This is a genomic window from Chryseobacterium sp. GTID13 (assembly GCF_056172655.1).
The window spans coordinates 260978-284518 of record NZ_JAOCMB010000002.1 but is presented as its reverse complement, the minus strand read 5'-3'; the positions used below and the strand labels follow the sequence as shown (position 1 = coordinate 284518).

Sequence of the window (23541 nt, the reverse complement as noted above, 5' to 3'; positions counted from 1 at the left end):
AAAAAGCGAAGAGAAATCTTCGCTTTTTTATTTATGTTGAATGTTTTTAGTTTTTGATTGTATCAGTTGCATCCCGAGCAGTATGATCTGTCTACATATTGTTTGCTGTTTCCTGAATAATAATAGCAGCCTCCTCTTTTTCCAACATATAATTTGTTTCCGTTATAAGTACATCCTTTGTCTGATGAGTAGTAGTTTGATCTTCTAGAACTATAGCTGCTGCTAGTCTTGCTTTTGCTCCTTTTTGTCTTCGTTTTTTTCTTTTGTTTTTTAGATGATAATTCTGTTTTGGAAACTATGGTGTTTGATGTTGCTGTAAAGGTTACCGGGAGAAGTAAGCCTATACTGATTAGGGTTGTGAATAATAGGTTTCTCATATGTATATAAGGTATTATAAGTGTTTTAAAATCCTGTCCGGGAATTATATCTGTAATTAAACTGATCTTCAGACATAAAAATGAAAGCAAAAAAATCAACGATGGAAACCAGCAAAGGAATAAATGTCCAGCAGAACAAAAAGTAAAAAATTCCCATTATATTTTGTCCCAGATAAAAACGGTGGATGCCGAGCCCACCTAAAAACAAGGTTAACATGACGGCAGTAAATTTCGATTTCATATGACTAGACTCTAGATAAAATTTCATTCTTTTTTTCCTCAAACTCCTCCGGTGAAATAATTCCGGTTTCCATTAAGCCTTTCAATTTCTGCAAAAGGCTGAATGGGTCTTCATTTTCTATCAGCTGTGGTTTCTGTTGATGAAATTGCTGAGGCTGTGCAATAATGGGAGTCGCATTGTTTACCGTAACTCCACCTGCGGATGCTCTTCTGGTTTCCAGATCTTTTTCTCTTCTTAAACCTTTCATTTGCTCTTCCATTTCCTGGGCGAACTGATAAAGTTTTCTGGCTTGTGCTTTTGGGAGATAATCCATCATGTTGATAAGGTTTCTTACTGTTTTCATGGTGAACGTAGCCCCGAATATTCCTTCCTTTATATGACAGTCGGCAATATCAACCCAGCTGTAATCCTGAAATTCCATCGAAAGTCCAAAATTTTTAGGGCGACAGAAAATAATTCTTCTGTTGGTAAGGGCGATACAGTCTGGAGAGAAATTAACTGCGGGTTTTTTTGAACAGCAATATATTCTACAAATTCCTGAGAAGTAAGAAGGCTGTTTATTTTTTCCAAAAGCTTTTCTACAGCTCTCGGGTCTTGCTCTTCGTTTAAAAATTGTTTTAAATTCATTTTATTTGTTTTTAGTTATTTGATATCAAGGCAATAGTTACAACCTGCTTTCACAACTCTTCATTTGGAAAAATGTTTTAAGAATAGTTTTCCAGGGTTTTCAAAAGTTGTTCTCTGAAATTATATATCTCATCCAGGTTGCTAAGCAATATCTTTTCACCGGCATCTTTTCCATTCTGGAAAGTTTCGATATACTTATTGGCCGTATTGAAATGAAACCTGCAAAGTGGTTTTCTATTGTTATCATCAAGCAAAACTCCAAAGTAAGATAAGGTGTCCCGATGAGCAATTCTGTTAGACGGAACTTTTTCTCTTAAAATAGCTTTTGCAATTTGGAATGCTTCAAGTTCTTCTTCTGTAGTTACAATTCCAGATTCATTGTTGTCGTCAATGGGAGGAGACGTTTTTACAGTTTCTTCCTGCTTTTCAATCTCTTCATTAATGCTTAGAGCAGATTTTAGTCTGAAGCTGATAGATTCATTGATTGAAATGGTAAGTGCTTTTTTTGTATACTCTTTAAAAGGAGTCATCCTACTTGCAGTGAGGGATTTTTCGAAAAATCTGCTTACCAGAAGTTTCACCATCTCGTCGGAAGGATTTTCAATTTCCTTTTCGAATTCTTTTCTGATTGCTTTTATATATTTTAAGGCTTCTGCAGAATCGAGAATACTTTCTAAATTGTAGCCGTTTTTTGTGAAGCTTTCCAGTATTTTGATGGAACTGTCTTTCAGATCTTCAATATTAATGGTGAAGAAAGGTTTCTCATCCATAATATTCGGTTTTTCGAGATCTGTATAGAAATTATAAACAATTCCATTCGTCAAAATTCCAAATCTTGATTTTGAAACATGAAAGTAACGGTGTAGCTGGGAATTGTGAGCATCTGCACTTTCTTTCCAGTGTTTACATTCAATAATAAGGATGGGATCATCATTTTTTCGGATAACATAATCTACCTTTTCTCCTTTTTTAGTTCCAATATCACAGATATGTTCAGGAATGACTTCCGTAGGATTGAAAATATCGTAGCCTAAAATCTGTATAAAAGGCATGACAAAGGCATTTTTTGTGGCTTCTTCAGTGTTAATCTGATCTTTTAATGCAGCGACTTTCTGATGCAGCTGTTCTAATTTTAATTTGAGATCCATAGGTCGGTTATGTTTAAATTTCTTTTTCAAAATTATACCGGGAAAAAGAGTTTTCCTTACGGGATTCCGTAAAACAAAAAACCTCTCAAAAAAATTGAAAGGTCTATGTAAAACATTAAAACAGAATTAAATAATCCCCAGGTCTTTACAAAAAGCCACAAGTTGTTCGTTGCTTGCTACATTGAGGTTTTCTTTTAAGCTATTCAGCCTTTTTTCTACACTACTCAGGCTGTTTGGCTTAATGTTGTTATTCTGCAGATAAGTAGGAATGTTTTTTTGCAATACTCCCTGGGAGAGAAGAGAAACAAGGGTAATATCAAACGATGTAAATTCGTAATTATTCAATTTCTTTACTTCCTGCTTCAGGTCAAGAGACAGATAGTTTTCATTGATATGAACAGAAGCAATGGCTCTTTTCAGTTCTTTGGAATCATTTCTGGCTTTTCGGACAAAACCATTGATCTGATATTCATTAAAAAGAGAATCTATAATTCCGGATTTATGCTCTCCGGAAAAAACAATGACTTTCAGATTGGGGATCAGTTCCCGTATTTTGAGGATTAACTCTTTTCCATCTTTGATATCCTGTTTGTGGTGATCTTCATCAAAAGAAAGGTCTGTAATGAGCAAATCATAAAGGTTATTTTCCCGGATGGATTTTTTTACTTTGGCTAACGCATCATCACAGTAATATGCATAATCGGCGTTGGATATATTAAGGTCTTCGAGGGTTTTCTGAACAGAAATACTGCTGCTTTCGTGATCTTCGGCTATTAAAATTTTTTTAAACATTCTTTTGAGGCTTTTAAGAAACAGGAAATGAAATGTTGACCTTCAATCCCTTTTCAGATTTATTGTCAAAAATAATTTCTCCGTGGATACCATCAATACGGGTTCCCGTATTTGTCAATCCGTTTTTGTAAAGCATATCTCCCGGAATTCCGATTCCATTGTCTGTATACTGGATTTTGATTAAGTTATTAATTCTTTCAAATTTAAAAACAACCCGGGAAGCCTGACTATGCTTTTTCATATTAACAAGGAGCTCACGGATAACCTGGTAGATATCTTCAAAAGTAGACGTAGAAATGCCTGACCAAATATCGGATTCATTTCCTACCGTATAGGTTTCTGTTTTTTCGTTTTTAAAAGAAGCAATAAGGTTAGAAGTTTTCTCTTTCCAGTCCTTAATGTCATTTTCAGGATCGGTCTTTTCGTAAGAGATATCTCTGGATTTTTCATATACAAATTCCAGCTCATCCAATGCCTTTTCTTTATCAAAATTTTCCTGGTTTTCTATTTTTGTCATGACCTGGTAGATGCCATTGGCGACAACGTCATGGACCTTTTTGGATATCCTTAATTGATCGTTTTTTAATTTAATTTCATTCTCTTGTTTAAGAGTGATTTGTCTTTTTCTATACCATAAAAGAGTTATAAAAGCTAAGACCAAGGCTATTAAGAGGATTAGGATATTGTTCCCCTTTTTTGAATTGTCAGCTTTTAATTTTTGATTATCAGCATTTTTTTCTCTACATCATATCTGATGGTGGCAAATTGGTTTTTTGCTTTGCTTCGTGAAACTTGTACGCTATCATTAAGTGCTTGAAACTGTTCAAAATATTTTAAGTAATTATCTGGATCTAAGTTTATTATTTTTTGCAATGCCTGTAATTGATCTTCTGAACTTGAGTTTTTTTTCGCAGTATTCAGCATTTTATTTGCATAGTACAGAGCTTTACTTTTATCTATATAGAAAAAATAGTTAGATAAAGCTGCATAACTGGAGTTTTCATCTTTTCCAATTCTTTCACGTATTTTCAGAGCTTTATAAAACTCGGGTAAAGGATCGTAGCTTTTGTCTTCGTAATTCTTTGCCCTTGCCATATTATTGATGAACATTGCATACTTTAAACTGTCTTTAGTTGATAATGACAGTTGTATATTTTTCTGGGCTTCTGCATATTTTCCTAATGTTATTAATGCTGCGCCAAGATTATTGTGATACATATATTTATTTTCAATATCATCTGAATATTGAATAGCTTTTTTATAATATCTAATAGTTTCATCAAAGTTATATAGATAAGAAGAGCAAATTGCCATGTTATTAAAGCTGGAAGCTAATATTCTGCGGCTTAGGCTATCTTGTTTTTTTCCAGACAACGATTTGCTTCAAGAGAAGTTTCGATACTTCCATAGTAATCGCCTTTACTTTCCTGAATAATAGCCATATTTACTAATGATCTGGCTGCTTCTACAGAGTCTTTCGCTTCAAAATATGAGTTTTTGGCCAGATTGAAATAATAGAAAGAAGAGCCCGTGGTATCTTTTTTTGCTTTATCAACATATGCTTTTGCGATAAAAATTTTTTCGGAACTTTTCTTATTGCATGAAAAAAGAAGTATTGATAAAATGATGAGAAATATTTTTTTCATGAGTATTGTTTTTTCTTACAAAATAAAAAAAAGAACAGATTATACAATCTGTTCCTTAAAAATGAAATACTCAATTATGGAGAAGGCGGTGTCTGGCCGGTATTTCCCCCTGTGTTTCCTCCATTTCCGTGACCATTACCATTTCCGCCTCCATCTCCCGGATCCAGTCCTTCTCCCGGATCGGCCAGCTGCACTGTTGTTTGCGTTTGGTTGTTATTACATGATGTCGTATTGGCGTTGTTATTTGAAAATGCTAATCCCAGTAGCATCAATATTAATTCTAACATTGGTTTAAAAATTTAAAATTTGGCACTGGTGTTCTTCCCCACGAAACAGATCGTAAGCAGTGTTACACGGTTAAAAAATTTGAAGCGCTTCTTAAATTTTTGGGAAGTAAACCTTCAAAAACGGAGGAGAAACATCTGCTTCCCAACCCGGAGTTTTCCTCCGTTTTATCTGGTGATTTTGAAATCAGTTTCGTACTTTTGTTTTTCTAATGTTTTGTTTGTCACTGATTTCTGGAACAAATATCCAACAAATGATGAGGCAGGTGTTAGACAAAACATGGACATCGATAGACAGGAAATGGACAGGAATTTCATTATGGGAATCCGTAATGCGACACGGTCGAAAATCACCTATTTTGTAATTGTCTTTAAAAACTAAATATGTCCAAGAAAAAACTATTAATTCGTGAGGTATTTGAAAAAGGTAGACAGGAATCTGGCAAAGAAACTAAAAGTGCAATAGCCGTTTACTTATGGTCTTATTTTGAAGATTATCTTTCCTATAGGATTTCAGACAAGACTCTTATCCGATATTTTGATGGTTATATACGGGATGATAAGGAGATCAATATAGATACAGATACTCTTAATAAATTAAGTCAGTATTTGAACTATAAAGACTTTACAGATTTTTCCAGAACTTTTGTTAAAAAAGATGAAACGGCTAATAAAACAACTGTCAAAATAAAAGTAGATGAAGATGAGGAGACATTGTCTGAAAAATTCTCGAAACTACATATTAATATCACTAACGAGCAGCATTTCAAAATGCCTGATTTTTTAAAACAAAATGGATTAGGTATTATGGAAATTGCTTTGCTTATATGTCTTGTTACAGGAAATGTTGTATTTTCTAATAATAAGAAAATTAATAATCAGCCTTCATTCACTATGAGCTTAATGTCAGACGCAAAACCTGCTATTGAAAAGAAATATATGTATTGGAATGGGGAAAGATATATTGCAACGGATAGTAGTTATATTAGGCCGGGGCTTGAAATAAAGGCTATGAATGAACATCAATTTCTGCATTTCAAAAAAATTATGAGAAAAGATACTCTGACAGATGTAAATGCTCTTGGAAGAACATGGTATTCCAAATACAATAGCGAAGTTGAATTTTTTACAGACGATGGAATAGATCCGGACAATGGTAGGGAATTAAGGAAATCAACATCTTTTATTATTTACAAATATGCTGGTAAGCAAAAAGACTCAATAGAAACGGAAGAGTGACTTATATAAAAAAAGCGAACATCCTATAGATATTCGCTTTTTTCTTTTTTAAGCCTCATTCAGCATTCCCAGTTCTCCAAAATGTTTTTTAAACTTCTGGATCTTAGGTCCTACTACCGCGCTGCAGTAGGGCTGTGTAGGGTTTTCGTTATAATAACCCTGGTGATATTGTTCTGCAGGCCAGAACTTCTCAAATTGGGTGATTTCCGTTACGTATGTTCCAGGCCATTTTCCCGATGCTTCGGATTTTTTAAGAGCCTCTTCAGCTTTGGCCTTTTCCGCTTCGTCTTTATAGTAAATTACGGAACGGTACTGGGTTCCGATGTCGTTGCCCTGTCTGTTCAGCTGGGTAGGATCATGAAGGAAGAAAAATACATCCATTAACTGTGCGTAGGAAATGATCTTCGGATCAAAGGTAATCTGTACCACTTCGGCATGTCCCGTTTCTCCTGTACAAACTTCTTCATAAGTAGGATTATCCTTGTGCCCTCCTGAATAGCCTGAAATGGCAGAATGAACACCCTTAAGCATATTGAAGCAGCTTTCCACACACCAGAAGCATCCGCCCCCGAAAGTGACCTGCTCTAAATTATTATTATCCATTATTCTTTAATTATTTTATTTACCGGCTTTTCTCTTGAAATTGCATAAAATTGAGTAAAAAACCAATCAAAAATATGAAAAAGTTTTTCATTTGCTAAGAGAAATCAAATGATTTAAAGCATAATTGATATTACCTTTTTTTATTGCTGGGGATATAGAAATGCAATTATAAAATTGACTGGAATGTATTTTTTATTTCCCACGGATTTCACAGATGTACACGAATCATTCTTTAAGAAATAAAACTCTTTATTTAAAACAAATCAGATAAGAACTTCGAATTTAAAAATTATATACAAGATTCTGTGAAATCTGTGGGATCTGTGGGAAATTCATTTACATAAAGATCAGCAGCCGGTTTAAAACAAAAAAAGCACCCTAAAGGATGCTTCTGTTATTTAAAATAATTTCAGTTATTTTTCCCAAACCAAGGCGCTTGCTCCAAGAATGGCAGCATCCGCTTCGTCAAGCTCACTGAAAACAAGTTTCACTTTATTTCTGAAGATCGGGAGAAGGTTTCTCTCCATATGCAGTTTGGCGGGCTTTAAAATAAAATCACCGGCTTTGATTACACCGCCAAATAAAAGAATGGCTTCAGGTGAAGAAAACATAACGAAATTCGCCAGGGCTTCACCCAGTTTCTGACCTGTGTATCTGAATACCTCAATAGAGATTGGATCTCCTTTCAGCGCACATTCATGAACTGTTTTCGAGTTGATGGATTCTTCCGGGTATTGATTTAAAAGGGACTCAGGGAATTCAGCCCTCATCTTCTTAGCGGTAATGGCTATTCCTGTTGCTGAGGCATAGGCTTCAAGGCTTCCTTCGGATCCTGTGCTCCAGTGCTTTCTTCCGCCCGGCTTTACAATAGTATGTCCAAGCTCTCCGGCAAAACCATCGTGGCCGTATATAAGGCTTCCGTTAGAAATAATTCCGCTTCCAACACCTGTTCCAAGGGTAATCATGATAAAATCTTTCATACCGCGTGCAGCGCCGAAAAGCATTTCCCCAAGGGCTGCAGCATTAGCATCATTGGTAATGGTACAAGGCAGGTTGAATTTGGCTTTCATCAGCTGGCTGAAAGGGACCAGGCCCTTCCAGGGTAAATTTGGAGCCTGTTCTATAGTTCCTTTATAATAGTTGGCATTGGGAGCGCCTACCCCGATTCCGTCAAAGTTTTTTTCGGCACCGTATTTTTCGATCAAAGGCTGAACCTTTTCGTACAGGGCGTCGATAAAGTCTTCCACTTTCTCGTACTCGTCGGTTTTCAGGCTTCCTTTTTCCAGAACTTCACCGCGGTGGTTTACCACTCCGAACTTTGTATTCGTTCCGCCGATATCAATTCCGAGAGCAACTTGTTTTGATAAATCTATTAATGACATTTAATTATAAATTCTAAAGGGTTAAAAATATAAAAAAGATTGTATTAATAGATTATTAACAAAACTTTTATTTAAAAAACTTTTAAGCCGGTTTGGCCGTTTTCTTTTTTCTTCTTCCCCACCAGATCAGAAATCCTGTTACAGGAAGCGATGCGCATATAAGGCTGACAATGAATGCGATAATTTTTGTAGGAAGGCCTAAAATAGCTCCGACGTGAATATCGTAGTTAGCACTGACCGTTTTTTCACCAAAATTTTTGTCTTTCGGGTCATGGGTATGGAGCAGTTCTCCTGAGTTTTCATCAAAAATTAAGCTGCTGCTTTTATGATAAGAATAGGAAAGATGTTTTACATATACTTCAAAATTAGGATGCTCGTGGTCATCCATATGTTCATGGCCAAGGTCGATCGCAAAACCGAAAGAATCCGGGTATTTCTGATTAACGGTAGCAATGATCTTGTCCAGCGTACCTTCCGTTCTTACTTCTATCGGGGCTTTGGTTTTAATGTGGGAAAAATCCGGATATTTTGTTTCTCCGCCGGAAAAGATCACATAAATCATTGCCTGTACTACAAAAAATGCATAAAACAAACCGGTAATGGAGAAGATCAGGGCAAAAATGGAGGCATAAAAGCCCAGTACATTATGAAGGTCGTAATTTTTCCTTTTCCAGCTTTTGATGTTTTTCCATTTGAAAGAGAAACGCTGTTTCCTTGCTGCTTTATTTTTAGGCCACCAGAGAACAATTCCGGTAATAAGCATGATAACGAAAATAATAACTGGGATTCCCACCACATAAGTTCCCCAGTCCTGCTTTAATAAAAAGCTCCAGTGGATCATCTTTACAATATTGAAAAAACCGTTCTTTTCATCATAGGTTCTGAGAACTTTTCCTGTGTAAGGGTTTACATAGGCTGCTTTGTAAATAGGAAATTCATCAAAATAATTCCAGGCGCTTGTATCGTGTTCATACCAGTAAAAAACGTAGGACATTTTTTTATCGATCGGAATATTGACCCAATGGATGGGGTATTTTTCTTTTACCTGCTCTGCAACAGATTTTTCTATTACCCGGATAGGAAGAACGTGTTTCTGTTCTATATTCTGTTCATTGTGGTAAATAACATCTTTTCGGGTAACGTTTTCTATTTCATCCTTAAACACATAAAGTGCTCCTGTAATGGAAATGATAAAGATCAGAAAGCCAATGCTTAAACCCAGCCACAAATGCAGTCTGGCAGTCCATTTTTTAAAAATCCTGGTTTTTTTTTATGATGATGTTTTTTCTTCATATTGAAGGTCAAAGTCTTGCAAAGATAGGTTAACTTTTATTTAGTTTAATTAAAATTTATATTCCAGCATCAAAGTTCCTCTTGTTCCCGGTGAATTCACGAATTCGCTGTCACGGGCAGACCACCAGGCAATGGCAGGCTGGTACATGGTATTGAATATATTCTCAATTCCCAGAGACACTTTCCAGTTTTTATTGATTTCATATCCGGATTTGAAATTGAAAACGGTGTATTCCGGAACATAGCCTTCTCCGTATACGAACATTCCTGTTTTTGCATTGGGTTGGAACCTGTCCTGCTGGAAGGCATGCAGCATGTCAAAACCTATGGATAAAGTCGGGATGGGCTTTACCTGAACATACGCCAGTACTTTTGGAGCAGAAATCCTGCTGTTGTTGATTTTTGCGGAATAATCTCCGTCATCTTTAATCGAGGTAATTCCTTCCATCCAGCTATAGCTTCCTCCGAAACTGATCCATCTTGCAGGGGTAAAATGGAGAAATCCTTCCACACCGTAAACAATTTCCGGTGATCTTTGTATGGTTAAGGCTCTGTCTGCGCTTTGTACGAATGAAGCCCCAAGCTTTGAGGTACTTACATAAGAGGTAATCTCATAATTGATCCATTTTGAAATCTGCCCCGTTGCTCCCAACTCATAATTGTTAACGATGATCGGTTTCGTTTCAAGGTTTTGGATGGTTCCCTGGGTAGATGTTCTCAGAATTCTTCCCAGCTCGTTGATAGAGTAGGATTGTGAAAAACTACCGAACAGGTTAATGAAAGGCTCAATATTGTATCGTACTCCTAAATTGGCCACTAAAGCGTTGTATTTCAGCTTTCCACCGGTAACAAAGATGCTTGTTGTAAAAGTTCCGTCACTTTTAATAGAAGAAAGAGTATTGAAATCTCCAACTTTAACGCTCATGTTTTCGTAACGGAGACCTCCTTTGATGGTCAGTTTTTTCAGTAAATCGATTTTAACCAAAACAAAAGGAGCAAGGTTGGTCATATTCATGTCAGGAGTCCAGTAGCGGCCGTCTTCAAGTTTCTGAACGGTCTGATCGTTAAGGATATCCATTCCGTACATGATTTCACCCTGGGAATTTATAGCATTCCAAAGTTTTGTATCAAAATTGAATCTCGCGCCATATTTTTTGGAAATGACATTAGATTGTCCTCCTCCCAAAAATGTATCGCTGTATCCGTAAACGGTTCTGAAATCCTGCATGTATGCATTGAAATTCAGTGATGTGGTTCCCCCGAAAAGATTCTGGTTGTCGTAATTGATCCTGAAATTATGGTTTCTCGGTGTTCCCTGTGGTGTGGTTTCAAGACCTTTTCCTTGTCCTTCACCAATGGTTGGGGTTATTCCATATTTACCGGTTTTTAAACCTAAGTTAAGATCTGATCTGGAAGAATATCCAATGTAAGAAGCTTCAATTCTCTGGTCGCTATTGATATTATAACCTATTTTAAGCATTCCGTTATAATTATCCATCTTTGCTGTGCTGTAGGTTGGGGTAAGATATACACCGTCGGCATCTTTCATATATCCGGTTCTTTCATAGGCTAAAGACAAGACATAATCAAATTTATTGATCTTTCCGGATAGCAGCTGGCTGGCTCTTACTCCTAAAGTTCCGCCATACGGCTGACCTGTAAAGCCTACCTGGGTAATTCCGGCAATTTTTTTATCAGTCTGGCTTCTTCTGGTGATATAATTGATAATCCCACCATCTGCACCGTTTCCATAGATAGATGAGGCTCCTTTGATCACTTCAATCCTTTCAATTACAGAAGGATCAATGCTTCTGATGTCTCTTGCTCCGTTTCTTAACGGTGTGGATTGCGGAATTCCGTCAATAAGGACAAGCACCTGTCTTCCTCGCAGGGTCTGACCTGTATTGGAAGTCTGTCCGGAATTGGTTCCCAAACTGGGAACTGTATACTGAAGAATGCTGGTGATATCGGAATTGACGGTCAGCTGCGATTGAATTTGTTTTTCAGCAACGATCGTTACCGAGCTTGGAATTTCTTTAATGTTTTCTTTTTTCTGGAAGCAGTCATTACGACTTCATCTACATTATTGGTCTGCAAACTATCCTTAACCTGTGCAAAAACAGATACAGAGCCTAAACATGCGGCTGATAAAAGCGCTTTTTTCATTATATTTTCTTTCCTAGTTTTTTTGTTTTCCCCACCACACCAAAAATCCGGTGACAGGAAGCGAAGTACAGATGAGCCCGGTAATAAACCAGAGAATTTTTCCGAACAGCCCGAAATAGGATCCGGTATGGATATCATAGTTGGTGTTGGCATATTTTTCTGCATTGTTCAGTGTCTGATGAGGTTTTTCTGCCAGCAGTTTTCCTGAATATTTATCGAAAACCAGTGTATTTCTTTCGCTGAAACGTCCATCTTTTCCGTAGATGGTAACCGGTATATTTTTTAATTCTTTTCCTTTTTTGTTTTTTCCGTTCAATGGAATTCTGAAACTGGAAGATGAGGCATAAAGTTTTTCGGTCTGTCCGGCAGCGATGTCAAAAACCGAACTGTTCTTTTGCATCAGGGAATCGGGAGACTTGATTTCTTTTTCTTTTGGCAGTTCAAGTGAACCTGATAATGTAAAATTGAAGGCATTCTTCACATACGGATAGGCAAAATAGATTCCTGTAACACTCATTATGAGCGCTAAAAACGAAGCATAAAACCCTAACACATTATGAAGATCATAGTTTTTACGTTTCCAGGTCTTTACATTTTCCCAGCTGAACCAGAAACGTCCTTTCCTTGCTTTTTTGTTTTTAGGCCACCAGAGGATGATTCCTGTGATCAGCATAATGATGAACAGAACTGTTGGAATTCCCACTACATATTTTCCCCAATCCGATTTTAGCAGTAAGCTCCAATGGATAGCTTTTAAAATAGGAAAAATGTCATATTTTTCATTATAAATTCCTGTAATTTCTCCGGTGTACTGATTTACGTACACTAGTTTATTGATGAGCACTTCATCAAAGTAATTCCATGCTTTCTTATTTTTTTCGTAATAAAGAAATTCGTAGGACTTGCTTTTATCTAAAGAAATTTCAATGGAACTGACAGGGTATTTTTCATTCATTTCCAGAGAAACCTTTTCTCTAAGAACTTCAATGGAAAGTGGATTTTGTTGAATGGTTTTCGTCTTTACATAAATAGCATCTTTTCTGAGAATGTTCTGAATCTCATCTTTGAAAACATACATGGTCCCCGTTAGAGAAACGATGAAAATAATGACACCAACGGATAAACCAAACCACAGATGCAGTTTGGCAGACCATTTCTTTGTAAAAGAAGGTTTCTTTTTATGGTGGTGCTTCTTTTTCATAGAAAAAGTTAACCTCCGGAGAGGCTAGCTTTTATTTATTAAAATTTATATCCTATTGAAAGTCTCCAGTTACGCGGAGCATTGTATATCCAAGCATACGAACCGTCGTCTGATCTGTACCCGCTGTAAAGCTTTCTGTTCAGAACGTTATTCAGCAATAGATTGACATCGAATTTTTTAGCAACATAAGAAATCCCGATGTTGGTATCAAAATAATCTTTAAGGCTCTGATCATATTTTGCTGTTGTTCCGAACCACGACTGTCTTCCTCCCTGATACTGATATCCTGCTGAAATACCGAATCCTTTTAAATTTCCCTGTTCAAACCTGTAGCTTAGCCAGGTATTCTGTACGTTTTTCGCATTTCCGGGAGCAGGCGATCCTATTCTTGAAAGATCAGTATCTTCTGTTACTACAGCATCTGTATATGCATAGTTAATCACAACGTTTAATCCTCGTACAATTTCCCCTTTGATATCTGCTTCAAATCCTCTTGCTCTTTGTTCTCCAATTGCCAACCTGTATGGGAAATTATAGGTGATACCGTCAGGATTTAGTACGCCGTGTTCTTTATCTTCTACACTTATATTTTTTCTTTTAATTTCATAAACTGCAAAAGTAGAGTTCCATTTTCCGTTAAACCAGTCCTTTTTTAGTCCGAATTCAATATTCTGGCCTTTTAAAGGAGCAGAAATACTTGTATTGGTGTAGCTTGCTACTGATTGAGGAACAAATGTTTTATCAAAAACTCCATATACTGAAAAGTCATCTTTAATGGAGTAGCTGGCGCCAACTCTTGGAGTAAATTCTCCGGCCTGATCAGCTTTTATAGGATCTAAATTAGGATATCCAGAGAATGTTGTACCACTGGTATATCTTCCTGCAAGTGTAATGCGTAGCTTATTATTCAGCATTTCTATTTGATCCTGAGCGTAATAAGAGGTGTATTTCACACCCTGATCATTGTAGTAATCAGCATTTCTGTTCAGATAATAAGCGCTTTCAGAAGGGAGTGTGCTTGGATTTACACCGTAAACAATATGATGAACATCAATAGATCCTCCATCTCCTAAATAAGAGAAATCAGCCTGGTATTTTCTATTTCCGTAATCGAATCCGGCAATAATTTTATGAGTAATATTACCTGTTAGTAAACTTCCTCTCACATAAGTCTGGAATATATTATTTTTCCCTAGAGCCTGCCAATTGCTTAAAGATCTGCTAAGGATATTTGGGTCAGAACCATAATAACCGCCCCACCATGAGCCACCGTCATAATTCATATCCATATAAGCATACTGTGTACTCCAAACCCAGTCTTTAAATAATTTCTGATCTAAGCTTAAGAATAAGCTCTGATCTTTCACTTCTGTTTTTTTGAAGTTAGGATCATTAAAATTAGTATGAACATCTAATGAAGCATAGCCGTCCTTAGACATTAGATAAGCTCCCGGCTGATTGAATTTTAAAAACTGATAGTTATACTGTGCGGTAAATGTTGTTGTTTTTGTAGGTCTGAAAGTAATAGACGGTGCTATGATTATTTTACTGGTTTTATCATTTTCTGTCCAGGATTTGTTGGAGCTTCTCATTAAATTTAAACGGTAGTCCAGCACACCATTTTTAACAAGAACTCCATCAAGGTCTGCCTCTCCTCTGAAAAGATTATAGCTTCCTGTTGTAAATCTTACGCTGTTGGCAAATTTTCCGGTTGGTTTTTTTGTTACCACGTTGTAAAATCCGGCAGGATCACCCATAGATCCCATAAAACCGGCTGGTCCTTTTACGAATTCTATTCTGTCGATAATAGATGCGTCTGGATTGATAGGCCCCCATGTGGAAGAAACATTCATTCCGTTCATATAAGTGGCTATACTAGCTCCTCTCATGAAAACATTGGAGTAAACATTGTCCCAGTGTTCTACTTTTCTGGCTCCACTTACATTACGGACAATTCCTTCGGACATGTTTAATGTAATCTGATCGGCCAGAACCTGCCCACTTATGGATTGTACGTTCTGTGGCAGCTCAATAAGAGGGGTTTGCAGTCTTAATGATCCGGAAACTTCATTGAGTTTATATTTTTGATAATATCTTCCGTTGACAACAACTTCCTCAATATCGTTAGATTTAATAGTATCTTTTTGTTGGGATAAAACCATCATAGAGCCCAACATTGAGGCGCAGATCAGTACATTTTTCATGAATAACTCAAATTTTCTGCAAATATATTGTTTTTAATTGTTCTAAATAAATAATAAAATTGATTTTTGTCATAAATTTATTAGGTGATGAATAGTAAAACCCCGCTTCAGCGTAGCTGAAGCGGGGTTTTTATAAGATTTTATTATTGATTTCTTAAGCCGGAATTTCTCCTTTGTATAAGAAAGAAATAATTTCTTTGTTCATTTTGTCAACCATTTCACTGAATAAGTGGAATGATTCCTGTTTGTAGATCACCAACGGATCTTTCTGCTCATACACGGCACCTTGAGAAGATCTTCTCAGGTCATCCATTTCACGAAGGTGAAGTTTCCAGTTCTCATCGATGATGGATAAGGTGATGTTCTTTTCAAAATCATTGATAAGGCTTTCACATTGAGTATCGTAAGCTTCTTTAAGGTCAGCAACAATAGTCATTGTTTTGTGGCCGTCTGTAAAAGGAACCTGGATCATTTTGAACATTGAACCCTGATTCTGATATACATTCTCAATGATAGGGAATGACTTCTCTTTCAGTAAGTTCAGCTTCATTTTATAATCTTCCTGAGCTGCCTTGAATACAATGTCCGTTAATTCTGCCACCTGCTTGCTCTTGAATTCATTTTCAGAAACAGGAGATTCCATCGTGAAGAACTTAATGATATCGAATTCGAAATCTTTATAGTTTCCGGTAGCTTTTCCTTTAGCAGCAATTGAATTGGCAACATCAAAGATCATGTTCGTAATGTCATACTTCAGGTGATCCCCGAAAAGAGCATTCTTTCTTCTCTTATAGATCACGTCACGCTGCTTGTTCATTACATCATCATATTCAAGAAGTCTCTTTCTGATTCCGAAGTTGTTTTCCTCCACTTTCTTCTGAGCTCTTTCGATAGACTTGCTGATCATAGAATGCTGAATAACTTCACCTTCCTTGTGACCCATTCTATCCATCATTTTCGCGATTCTTTCAGAACCGAATAAACGCATCAGGTTATCTTCAAGAGATACGTAGAACTGAGAGCTACCAGGGTCTCCCTGACGTCCCGCTCTACCTCTTAGCTGTCTGTCTACACGTCTTGAGTCGTGTCTTTCGGTACCGATAATGGCTAAACCTCCGGCTTCTTTTACTTCTTTGGAAAGCTTGATATCCGTACCACGACCTGCCATGTTCGTTGCAATAGTTACAACTCCCGGCTGTCCGGCTCCGGCAACAATCTCTGCTTCTTTCTTGTGAAGCTTCGCGTTCAGTACCTGGTGAGGAATTTTTCTTAATTGTAATGCCTTTGAAAGCAACTGAGAGATCTCAACAGAAGTAGTACCTACAAGTACAGGTCTTTGTGCTGCTGTTAATTTTTCAATCTCTTCAATTACGGCATTGTATTTTTCACGATTAGTTTTGAAAACTAAATCCTGTTTGTCATGTCTTAAAATAGGACGGTTTGTAGGAATCACCACAACATCAAGTTTGTAGATCTCCCAAAGCTCGCCTGCTTCCGTTTCAGCAGTACCCGTCATTCCCGCAAGCTTGTTGTACATACGGAAATAGTTCTGAAGCGTTACGGTAGCAAAAGTCTGTGTAGCTGCTTCAATTTTTACGTTCTCCTTAGCTTCAATTGCTTGGTGAAGACCGTCTGAATAACGTCTTCCTTCCATGATACGGCCTGTCTGCTCGTCAACGATCTTTACTTCACCGTCAATAACCACATACTCATCATCTTTTTCGAATAATGTGTAGGCTTTCAACAGCTGGCTCATCGTGTGTACACGTTCAGATTTTTCAGCAAATTCAGAGAAAAGCTTTTCTTTAGCTTCAAATTCTTCTTCTTTGGATAGGTTCTTAGCCTCCACTTCAGCGATTTCTGTTCCGATATCCGGAAGTACGAAGAAGTTTGGATCGGAATTCCCCTGAGACATATATTCTACCCCTTTATCGGTAAGATCAACCTGATTGTTTTTCTCTTCGATTACGAAGTAAAGATCCTTATCTACGATCGGCATATCACGGTTGTTGTCCTGCATGTATTGAGCTTCCACTTTTTGAAGCAATGCACGGTTTCCGCTTTCCGATAAGAATTTAATTAATTGTCTGTTTTTAGGAAGACCTCTGTAAGCCTGAAGCAATTTGAATCCTCCTTCTTTTGTATTGCCTGCCGCGATTAATTTTTTAGCCTCGTTAAAGATCGCAGAAACTGTTTTCTTCTGAACTTCAACGATTCTGTCGATAGAAGGCTTAAGGACATCAAATTCCTGTCTGTCTCCCTGTGGAACCGGGCCGGAAATAATTAACGGTGTTCTGGCATCATCTACCAATACGGAGTCAACCTCATCCACGATAGCAAAGTTCAGTTCTCTCTGTACAAGCTCTGAAGGTGAAGTCACCATGTTATCTCTCAGGTAATCGAAACCGAATTCGTTATTCGTTCCGTAAGTAATATCCGAGTTGTATGCTTTTCTTCTTCCGTCCGAGTTCGGCTGGTGATTGTCGATACAGTCGATGCTCATTCCGTGGAACTGGTAAAGAGGTCCCATCCATGCCGAGTCTCTTTTGGCAAGATAGTCATTCACGGTTACTACGTGAACTCCTCTCCCAGGAAGTGAATTTAAGTAAATAGGTAATGTTCCTACCAAAGTTTTACCTTCACCGGTTGCCATTTCGGCAATTTTACCACTGTGAAGAATAACTCCTCCGATAAACTGAACATCATAGTGGACCATATCCCAAACTACAGGAGTTCCGGCAGCATCCCATGAGTTTTTCCAGATTGCAGTATCTCCCTGGATCTCTACGAAATCTTTACCCGCTGCAGCCAATTGTCTGTCCCAGTCGCTTGCCTTAATGCGGATCTCTCCGTTCTGAGCCCATCTTCTTGCCGTTTCTTTTACCAGGGCAAAAGCTTCAGGAAGGATCTGTGCCAGAACTTTCTCTTCAATTTCGTAAGATTCTTTTTTCAGAGATTCAATCTTTGAGAAAAGAGCTTCTTTTTCATCTACATTAGCTGAATTTTTTATCTGCTCTTTTATCTGTTCTATCTGCGCTGTTATTTTGCTGGTTGAAGATTTTATGTTCTCTTTAAATTCAGCAGTTTTTTCTCTCAGCCCATCATCAGTCAACTGCTGAATGGCTGGTTCTACAGCTTTGATTTTTGTTACAACTTTTTTACTTCTTTTAGGTCCTGCGCTTTTTTGTCTCCCAAAAACCCTTTAAGAACTTTGTTTAAAAAACTCATAAATTTTTTGCTTTATGCTTAAAACAATATGCTTTAAGCGTTTTACTGACACGCTTAACGTGTGAATTGTGTATATAAAAAAGGGCAAATAAGCTCTAAGCTAATGCTCAAAGCTTATTGCTTTCATTAATATTCGTCTTCGTTCCAAAGGAAATCCTCGTCGGTAGGATAATCACTCCAAACCTCTTCGATAGATTCATAGATTTCTCCTTCGTCTTCAATTGCCTGAAGGTTTTCCACTACTTCCATTGGTGCACCAGTTCTGATTGCATAGTCAATAAGTTCTGCTTTTGTCATTGGCCAAGGTGCGTCACTTAGGTATGAGGCTAATTCTAATGTCCAGTACATAATTTTCTGATTTTTTTGCAAAAGTATAAAATTAGCTTATATTATACGCTTTTTTATACTTGATTTTCAATTCTTTTTGATTAATTTTTGTTCATTGTCCTTCATGAGCTGCATTACAGCAGTGTCAACAACTTACATGCTGTCATTTTCTCAAAAACCATTCCACAAATTTTTTTATGCCATTTTGGAAGTCTGTGTCTGGTTTGTAGCCAATTAATGTCTTCGCTTTTGTGATATCTGCATTGGTTTTCCGGACATCTCCCGGCTGCATTGGCAGATTTTTTCTGATGGCAGAAATTCCCAGGGTAGTTTCTATGGTGCCCAGCATTTCAGATAAAGTAATGACCTCACTTTCTCCAAGGTTGATGATTTCATAAACTCCGGAATGGGTCTCCAGATAGAGGATTGATTTCGTGATTCCATCAATGATATCGTCAATATAAGTATAATCTCTGGCCGTATTTCCGTCCCCATAAAAAGGTATTTCTTTATCTTCGGAGATCAGTTTTGTAAATTTATGGATTGCCAGATCCGGCCTCTGTCTTGGCCCATATACTGTAAAAAAACGGAGCTGGATAATGTCTATATGATATAGATTATGGTAAACATGGCCTAAAACTTCGCAGCTTTTTTTAGTTGCGGCATAAGGTGATATCGGATTGTCTACATTATCTGTTTCTGCAAAAGGGATTTTCTCATTGTTGCCGTAAACACTTGATGAAGAGGCGCATATGAATTTGCTAACGTTAAACTCCCTGCAGAGTTCCCACAGATTCATGGTTCCGCGTACATTAACTTCTTCATATTCCAAAGGTCTTTCAATAGAGGGACGTACTCCTGCAAGGGCTGCAAGATGGATGACAAGGTCTATTCTGTGGGTTTTAAAAATAACTTCAAGGCCCTTTTTATCCCGGATATCCTGGTAATATAATTGGTATTTATCCGACTGTGAAAAAGTGACCAGACGTTCAATATCGGTCTCTTTGTCCGAAAATTCAAAATCCGGAATTTTATCAATAGACTCTAATGTATTTTTAATTTTGATCTGATAATTGTAGAAATCATCAAAATTGTCAACGTTTATGACAGAATGTCCATTTCTTAATAATCGCTCTATTAAATGAGATCCGATAAAGCCGCTTCCTCCAGTTACAAGATAAGTCATTTGTGGTTTTTTAATGGCACAAAAATATAAATTTACTTTTTGAAAAATATAATCATTAAATTTACTTAAAAAAGTAATATAAACAGTATGCAGTTTCAAGGGCAAATTTTAAAGATGACAAGCTTCGATGATCAACCCATTCAGTATTATCTGAATCTTTCGGGAGATCTGATCCACATGAATGAATTGTTTGGAAGGGAATTAACGATAAAACATACAGGATTTCAATGTGTGAATTGTGGAGAAAACAAGCCTGTTTACAGGATGGGATTCTGCAAAAACTGTTTTTTTGAAAGTCCTTATGCTAGTGATACCATTATTCGTCCCGAACTTTCCACAGCCCATCTGGACATTGCTGAACGTGATCTTGAAGTAGAAAAACAAATCCAGCTTCAGCCTCACACCGTATATCTGGCCTATACCGGAGATGTAAAAGTTGGGGTAACAAGAAATACCCAGATCCCGACAAGATGGATCGATCAGGGAGCCACTTTTGCCCTTCCGATTGCCCGGACAGAGAACCGCTACGAAGCAGGAATGATAGAAGTTGCCCTAAAGGAACATCTTCCGGACAAAACAAACTGGAAGAAAATGCTTCAGGATGATTTGGAAGGCGAAGTAGATCTTGCCGATTTCCAACAGAAGATTAAACAATATTTTCCTGAGGATTTCCAGAAGTTCTACAGCGAAGGAGAAAATTTATGGAAATTCGATTATCCTTTTGATAAACCTGAAAAAATAACTTCATTTACTTTGGACAAAAAACCTGAATTTACCGGTAAGCTTAGAGGGATTAAAGGACAATATCTCAGTTTTGAAGGAGGGAACTTTATGAATGTAAGAGGACACGAAGGTTATGTAATTGAGTTAAATATAAAAAATTAACCTTATATTTAAAATTACAAAAAATCACACACATATATGAAAAGATGGGTTAAAAAGTTATTGATAGGCCTGGGAATTCTTCTGCTTATTCTTCTTGCGGCAAATTTCGGGCTGAATGTATGGCTTAAAACCCAGCTTCCTGGTTATATAAAGAAAAATACAGACTATAAAGTTTCCTATAAAAATCTGGATGTGGATCTTGGATCCGGAAATATTTTTGCATCGGGAATAACAGTTAACAGCAAAAATCCACAGAATACCAATGTCATTGGTCTTCAAGGTACCATAGATACATTAAAGATCAGCCGGTTCGGGATTTATGATGCTATTTTCAATAAAAGGATCAGCTCATCTGATCTCCTGCTGGCTAAGCCCAATTTGAATATTATTCTTGCCAGGCCTGTAGACCGCAGGACCGGGAAAAAAGAAATCCTGTCCTGTTTGAAAATATCAGGGTCAATAAAGGAACGATCAATATTTTCAAGCATACCAAGCAGAAGTTTTTGTCCGTTCAGGAACTTGATCTTTTTGTAGAAAACCTTCAGATGACTGAAGAATCTGTAGAAGATAAACTTCCGGTGGTTTTTGATAAGTATGATATTAAAGGAAAGAACTTTTTCTTCCGGCCGGATAATGTGTATGCCATTACCATCAGAACAATCACTACAGCAAATGGGCAGATGTCGGTTGGGAATTTCCGCCTGATTCCTCTTTTAAATTTTAACCAGTTTAAAAGGTTTTATCCCAAAAAACAAAACTGTTTGAATTTTCTATCCCTAAAATGGAATTCACAGACATTGTTTTGGCAAAAAATAAAATTACCCTGGCGAATGCTGATTTCCAAAATCCTGCTCTAACGGTTTACAATACTGGAATAAAACCTGTAAAAGCAGAAAAAAACTGAATTTTGAGGTTAATTTAGAGGATATAAACCTCAATAATGCTGCAGTAATCATTAATAAACCTGACGGAACCAGGCTGCTTTCTGCAAAAACACTGAATATAAAAGTTAATCAGCTGAAATTTGATAAGGTCACTGCAGAAGAGGTTATTCCTGTCGGATACAAAGACTTTCATTTTTCAGGAAAAGATATACAGTATTCCAATCATCAGAATTTTACAGTTGAAAGTGTTGCCTTAAACCCTAAAAGCGGTGAAATCAGGAATCTGATACTATCCCCGGGAATACCTGAGGCCGGAAAAGGTTCTATGGATCTGAAAACCGATCATATTGCATTTAATATCAACAAGTTTGAATTTGTTAACAGAAAGCTTAATCTGGATCTTAAAGATCTCCTTGTCGAAAATGTAAATGGAACTGTGAAGGCCGGAGCCAATAAGCCGAAAGTGAATTCCGGTCCTGGAATCATTCAGTCGGTGATTGTGCGCAAAATGTCTGTGAAAAATTCTGATATAGTATATGATAAAGGAATGCAGCCATTGGCATTTCATGATCTTAACGCAACGGTTAATGGTATTGAGCTGGGACCAAAGCCCAATAATCAGGGACTTTCTTTTAAAATTAAAGACTATTTCCTGACCACCCGGAATTTTGCCTATAAAACACAATTCTATCATCTGAACGCCGGACTTTTAAAATTAAATAAAAATAAGATTCAGGTTAATAATTTTGCCATGAAGCCTCTCGTTTCGAGAGCCCAGTTTATCAGAATGATACCTGTGGAGCGTGATCTCTACGATATTAAGGTGTCACAGATAGCGGCAGACGGAACCTGGGATCTCTTCTCGGACAGCAAATCGATTAATGCATCCAATGTAACGGTTCTTTCCGCTGATGCCAATATTTTCAGAAGTAAAATTCCTAAAGATGATCCTAAAATAAAGCCTTTGTATTCTAAACTGCTCCGGTCTATAAAAATTCCAATGACGGTTAATCATCTTGACCTGAAGAATTCAGTTTTGGTATACGAAGAAGATACTCCGGAAAGTGCAGGACCGGGCAAGCTTACGTTCAGTAACTTTAATATGAATGTTAAGAACCTGAATTCTGCCAAAACAAAAGGAAAGCCTACAAGAGTGGACATCAAGATCGACTGCTCATTCATGAACCTGGCCCCGCTTTCCGTCAACTGGAATTTTGATGTGGCGGACCAGAATGACAGGTTTGCAATTTCAGGAAGAACAGCCAATCTTCCGGCCAATGGCATTAATCCGTTTATCAGGCCTTATCTTCATGTGACGACTACTTCCGGAACCATCCAGGAAATGCTTTTTAATTTTAAAGGTAATCCTTCCGGATTGAACGGAACCTTCAACCTGAAGCATAAGGATCTTAAAATTGCTGTTTTAAATAAAGACAATCATGAGAAAAAAGGAGTTCTGACGGCTGTTGCCAATCTTTTTATCCGCTCAGATTCCGGGAAGTTTCCGGAGGCGGTTGCGGTGGAAAATGTTGAAAGAGATCCTACAAAATCGTTTTTTAATCTTTTCTGGAAAGGAATTGAGCAGGGACTGAAGAAAACTTTAATAGGAGTGAATGTCGATAAAACGGAGAAAACCGTAAAAAATGCCGTTTCATCTGTAAAAGAAGTGAAACAGACGGTAAAAGAGCTGAAACAGGATATCAAAGCAAATAAAGAGTCTAAGCCGCAGGAGCAGAAAAAGGAAAAGAAAGGCTTTCTGAAAGGTGTTTTCAAGAAAAAGAAAAACCCGGAACTGAATAATTCCGGGATATATCTTAAGGGGTAAAGC

The 23541-nt window shown here is 37.2% G+C and carries 23 protein-coding genes and 2 pseudogenes; 5 read left to right on the top strand and 20 right to left on the bottom strand.

The genetic code is table 11. The annotated features are described in order from the left end of the window. Positions 1-62: 62 nt before the first annotated feature. From N4G44_RS01430 to N4G44_RS01385, 10 genes are all read right to left on the bottom strand, one after another. The gene (locus N4G44_RS01430; RefSeq protein WP_474924322.1) at positions 63-377 is read right to left on the bottom strand and encodes a hypothetical protein; all 315 of its coding nucleotides are present in this window, start codon (positions 375-377) and stop codon (positions 63-65) included. A 25-nt stretch (positions 378-402) separates the two neighbouring features. Next, positions 403-618, bottom strand: coding sequence for a TM2 domain-containing protein (locus tag N4G44_RS01425; protein ID WP_474924321.1), 216 nt, complete (start codon positions 616-618; stop codon positions 403-405). 4 nt (positions 619-622) lie between these two features. Next, positions 623-1096 carry a PH domain-containing protein gene (locus tag N4G44_RS01420; RefSeq protein WP_474925019.1) on the bottom strand — a complete coding sequence of 158 codons (474 nt, stop codon included), beginning with the start codon at positions 1094-1096 and terminating at the stop codon, positions 623-625. Next, complete coding sequence (locus N4G44_RS01415) at positions 991-1245, bottom strand: hypothetical protein (RefSeq protein ID WP_474924320.1); 255 nt, start codon at positions 1243-1245, stop codon at positions 991-993. The genes N4G44_RS01420 and N4G44_RS01415 overlap by 106 nt, the downstream gene beginning before the upstream one ends. Positions 1246-1322: 77 nt before the next feature. Beyond that, positions 1323-2393 (bottom strand): type I restriction endonuclease, encoded by a 1071-nt coding sequence (locus tag N4G44_RS01410; protein WP_474924319.1) that lies wholly within the window; start codon positions 2391-2393, stop codon positions 1323-1325. 126 nt (positions 2394-2519) lie between these two features. Further along, positions 2520-3185, bottom strand: coding sequence for a response regulator (locus N4G44_RS01405; protein ID WP_474924318.1), 666 nt, complete (start codon positions 3183-3185; stop codon positions 2520-2522). Between the two features lie 13 nt (positions 3186-3198). Continuing rightward, positions 3199-3702, bottom strand: coding sequence for a sensor histidine kinase (locus N4G44_RS01400; protein WP_474924317.1), 504 nt, complete (start codon positions 3700-3702; stop codon positions 3199-3201). Positions 3703-3896: 194 nt separating this feature from the next. Further along, positions 3897-4559, bottom strand: coding sequence for a hypothetical protein (locus tag N4G44_RS01395; RefSeq protein WP_474924316.1), 663 nt, complete (start codon positions 4557-4559; stop codon positions 3897-3899). Further along, a complete protein-coding gene (locus N4G44_RS01390) occupies positions 4532-4831 on the bottom strand; it encodes a hypothetical protein (RefSeq protein WP_474924315.1) in 300 nt (99 codons plus the stop codon). Before N4G44_RS01390 ends, N4G44_RS01395 begins: the two co-directional genes overlap by 28 nt. A 74-nt stretch (positions 4832-4905) precedes the next feature. After that, entirely contained in the window at positions 4906-5118 is a 213-nt protein-coding gene (locus N4G44_RS01385) for a hypothetical protein (RefSeq protein ID WP_474924314.1), read from the bottom strand. Positions 5119-5499: 381 nt separating this feature from the next. Between N4G44_RS01385 and N4G44_RS01380 the strand changes: the two genes are divergently transcribed. Next, the gene (locus N4G44_RS01380; RefSeq protein ID WP_474924313.1) at positions 5500-6354 is read left to right on the top strand and encodes a hypothetical protein; all 855 of its coding nucleotides are present in this window, start codon (positions 5500-5502) and stop codon (positions 6352-6354) included. Between the two features lie 48 nt (positions 6355-6402). On the opposite strand, the gene msrA is transcribed toward N4G44_RS01380, so the two are convergent. From msrA to N4G44_RS01330, 10 genes and pseudogenes are all read right to left on the bottom strand, one after another. After that, a complete protein-coding gene (gene msrA / locus N4G44_RS01375) occupies positions 6403-6957 on the bottom strand; it encodes a peptide-methionine (S)-S-oxide reductase MsrA (RefSeq protein ID WP_474924312.1) in 555 nt (184 codons plus the stop codon). Between the two features lie 413 nt (positions 6958-7370). Beyond that, complete coding sequence (locus tag N4G44_RS01370; protein WP_040992816.1) at positions 7371-8339, bottom strand: ROK family protein; 969 nt, start codon at positions 8337-8339, stop codon at positions 7371-7373. Between the two features lie 82 nt (positions 8340-8421). After that, positions 8422-9632: pseudogene (locus tag N4G44_RS01365) on the bottom strand (PepSY-associated TM helix domain-containing protein). 49 nt (positions 9633-9681) lie between these two features. Then, positions 9682-11616, bottom strand: a complete 1935-nt coding sequence (locus N4G44_RS01360; protein ID WP_474925018.1) for a TonB-dependent receptor — start codon at positions 11614-11616, stop codon at positions 9682-9684. 32 nt (positions 11617-11648) lie between these two features. After that, positions 11649-11798, bottom strand: a complete 150-nt coding sequence (locus N4G44_RS01355; protein ID WP_474924311.1) for a hypothetical protein — start codon at positions 11796-11798, stop codon at positions 11649-11651. 13 nt (positions 11799-11811) lie between these two features. Then, entirely contained in the window at positions 11812-12999 is a 1188-nt protein-coding gene (locus tag N4G44_RS01350; RefSeq protein ID WP_474924310.1) for a PepSY-associated TM helix domain-containing protein, read from the bottom strand. 38 nt (positions 13000-13037) lie between these two features. Then, positions 13038-15203: a TonB-dependent siderophore receptor gene (locus N4G44_RS01345; RefSeq protein WP_474924309.1), complete on the bottom strand. Its 2166-nt coding sequence runs from the start codon at positions 15201-15203 to the stop codon at positions 13038-13040. Between the two features lie 154 nt (positions 15204-15357). Next, a pseudogene (secA, locus tag N4G44_RS01340) lies at positions 15358-18431 on the bottom strand (preprotein translocase subunit SecA). Positions 18432-18557: 126 nt separating this feature from the next. Next, on the bottom strand, positions 18558-18779 hold the full coding sequence (locus N4G44_RS01335; protein ID WP_002662059.1) for a DUF2795 domain-containing protein: 222 nt from the start codon (positions 18777-18779) through the stop codon (positions 18558-18560). Positions 18780-18921: 142 nt separating this feature from the next. Beyond that, positions 18922-19944, bottom strand: coding sequence for a GDP-mannose 4,6-dehydratase (locus tag N4G44_RS01330; RefSeq protein ID WP_474924308.1), 1023 nt, complete (start codon positions 19942-19944; stop codon positions 18922-18924). An 87-nt stretch (positions 19945-20031) separates the two neighbouring features. Here N4G44_RS01330 and N4G44_RS01325 point away from each other — a divergent pair, with 87 nt between their 5' ends. From N4G44_RS01325 to N4G44_RS01310, 4 genes are all read left to right on the top strand, one after another. Beyond that, positions 20032-20829, top strand: a complete 798-nt coding sequence (locus N4G44_RS01325; RefSeq protein WP_474924307.1) for a DUF2797 domain-containing protein — start codon at positions 20032-20034, stop codon at positions 20827-20829. A gap of 36 nt (positions 20830-20865) precedes the next feature. Further along, complete coding sequence (locus tag N4G44_RS01320) at positions 20866-21363, top strand: hypothetical protein (protein ID WP_474924306.1); 498 nt, start codon at positions 20866-20868, stop codon at positions 21361-21363. Continuing rightward, the gene (locus N4G44_RS01315) at positions 21333-21686 is read left to right on the top strand and encodes a hypothetical protein (protein WP_474924305.1); all 354 of its coding nucleotides are present in this window, start codon (positions 21333-21335) and stop codon (positions 21684-21686) included. The genes N4G44_RS01320 and N4G44_RS01315 overlap by 31 nt, the downstream gene beginning before the upstream one ends. A 352-nt stretch (positions 21687-22038) precedes the next feature. Continuing rightward, the gene (locus N4G44_RS01310; RefSeq protein ID WP_474924304.1) at positions 22039-23538 is read left to right on the top strand and encodes a hypothetical protein; all 1500 of its coding nucleotides are present in this window, start codon (positions 22039-22041) and stop codon (positions 23536-23538) included. The last annotated feature ends 3 nt before the right edge of the window (positions 23539-23541 follow it).

What these genes read in the sequence shown, in the direction of transcription:
- N4G44_RS01430 (WP_474924322.1), bottom strand. Translation starts at nt 377, where the DNA reads ATGAGAAACCTATTATTCACAACCCTAATCAGTATAGGCTTACTTCTC.
- N4G44_RS01425 (WP_474924321.1), bottom strand. Translation starts at nt 618, where the DNA reads ATGAAATCGAAATTTACTGCCGTCATGTTAACCTTGTTTTTAGGTGGG.
- N4G44_RS01415 (WP_474924320.1), bottom strand. Translation starts at nt 1,245, where the DNA reads ATGAATTTAAAACAATTTTTAAACGAAGAGCAAGACCCGAGAGCTGTA.
- N4G44_RS01410 (WP_474924319.1), bottom strand. Translation starts at nt 2,393, where the DNA reads ATGGATCTCAAATTAAAATTAGAACAGCTGCATCAGAAAGTCGCTGCA.
- N4G44_RS01405 (WP_474924318.1), bottom strand. Translation starts at nt 3,185, where the DNA reads ATGTTTAAAAAAATTTTAATAGCCGAAGATCACGAAAGCAGCAGTATT.
- N4G44_RS01400 (WP_474924317.1), bottom strand. Translation starts at nt 3,702, where the DNA reads ATGACAAAAATAGAAAACCAGGAAAATTTTGATAAAGAAAAGGCATTG.
- N4G44_RS01390 (WP_474924315.1), bottom strand. Translation starts at nt 4,831, where the DNA reads ATGAAAAAAATATTTCTCATCATTTTATCAATACTTCTTTTTTCATGC.
- N4G44_RS01385 (WP_474924314.1), bottom strand. Translation starts at nt 5,118, where the DNA reads ATGTTAGAATTAATATTGATGCTACTGGGATTAGCATTTTCAAATAAC.
- N4G44_RS01380 (WP_474924313.1), top strand. Translation starts at nt 5,500, where the DNA reads ATGTCCAAGAAAAAACTATTAATTCGTGAGGTATTTGAAAAAGGTAGA.
- msrA (WP_474924312.1), bottom strand. Translation starts at nt 6,957, where the DNA reads ATGGATAATAATAATTTAGAGCAGGTCACTTTCGGGGGCGGATGCTTC.
- N4G44_RS01370 (WP_040992816.1), bottom strand. Translation starts at nt 8,339, where the DNA reads ATGTCATTAATAGATTTATCAAAACAAGTTGCTCTCGGAATTGATATC.
- N4G44_RS01355 (WP_474924311.1), bottom strand. Translation starts at nt 11,798, where the DNA reads ATGAAAAAAGCGCTTTTATCAGCCGCATGTTTAGGCTCTGTATCTGTT.
- N4G44_RS01350 (WP_474924310.1), bottom strand. Translation starts at nt 12,999, where the DNA reads ATGAAAAAGAAGCACCACCATAAAAAGAAACCTTCTTTTACAAAGAAA.
- N4G44_RS01345 (WP_474924309.1), bottom strand. Translation starts at nt 15,203, where the DNA reads ATGAAAAATGTACTGATCTGCGCCTCAATGTTGGGCTCTATGATGGTT.
- N4G44_RS01335 (WP_002662059.1), bottom strand. Translation starts at nt 18,779, where the DNA reads ATGTACTGGACATTAGAATTAGCCTCATACCTAAGTGACGCACCTTGG.
- N4G44_RS01330 (WP_474924308.1), bottom strand. Translation starts at nt 19,944, where the DNA reads ATGACTTATCTTGTAACTGGAGGAAGCGGCTTTATCGGATCTCATTTA.
- N4G44_RS01325 (WP_474924307.1), top strand. Translation starts at nt 20,032, where the DNA reads ATGCAGTTTCAAGGGCAAATTTTAAAGATGACAAGCTTCGATGATCAA.
- N4G44_RS01320 (WP_474924306.1), top strand. Translation starts at nt 20,866, where the DNA reads ATGAAAAGATGGGTTAAAAAGTTATTGATAGGCCTGGGAATTCTTCTG.
- N4G44_RS01310 (WP_474924304.1), top strand. Translation starts at nt 22,039, where the DNA reads ATGGATCTGAAAACCGATCATATTGCATTTAATATCAACAAGTTTGAA.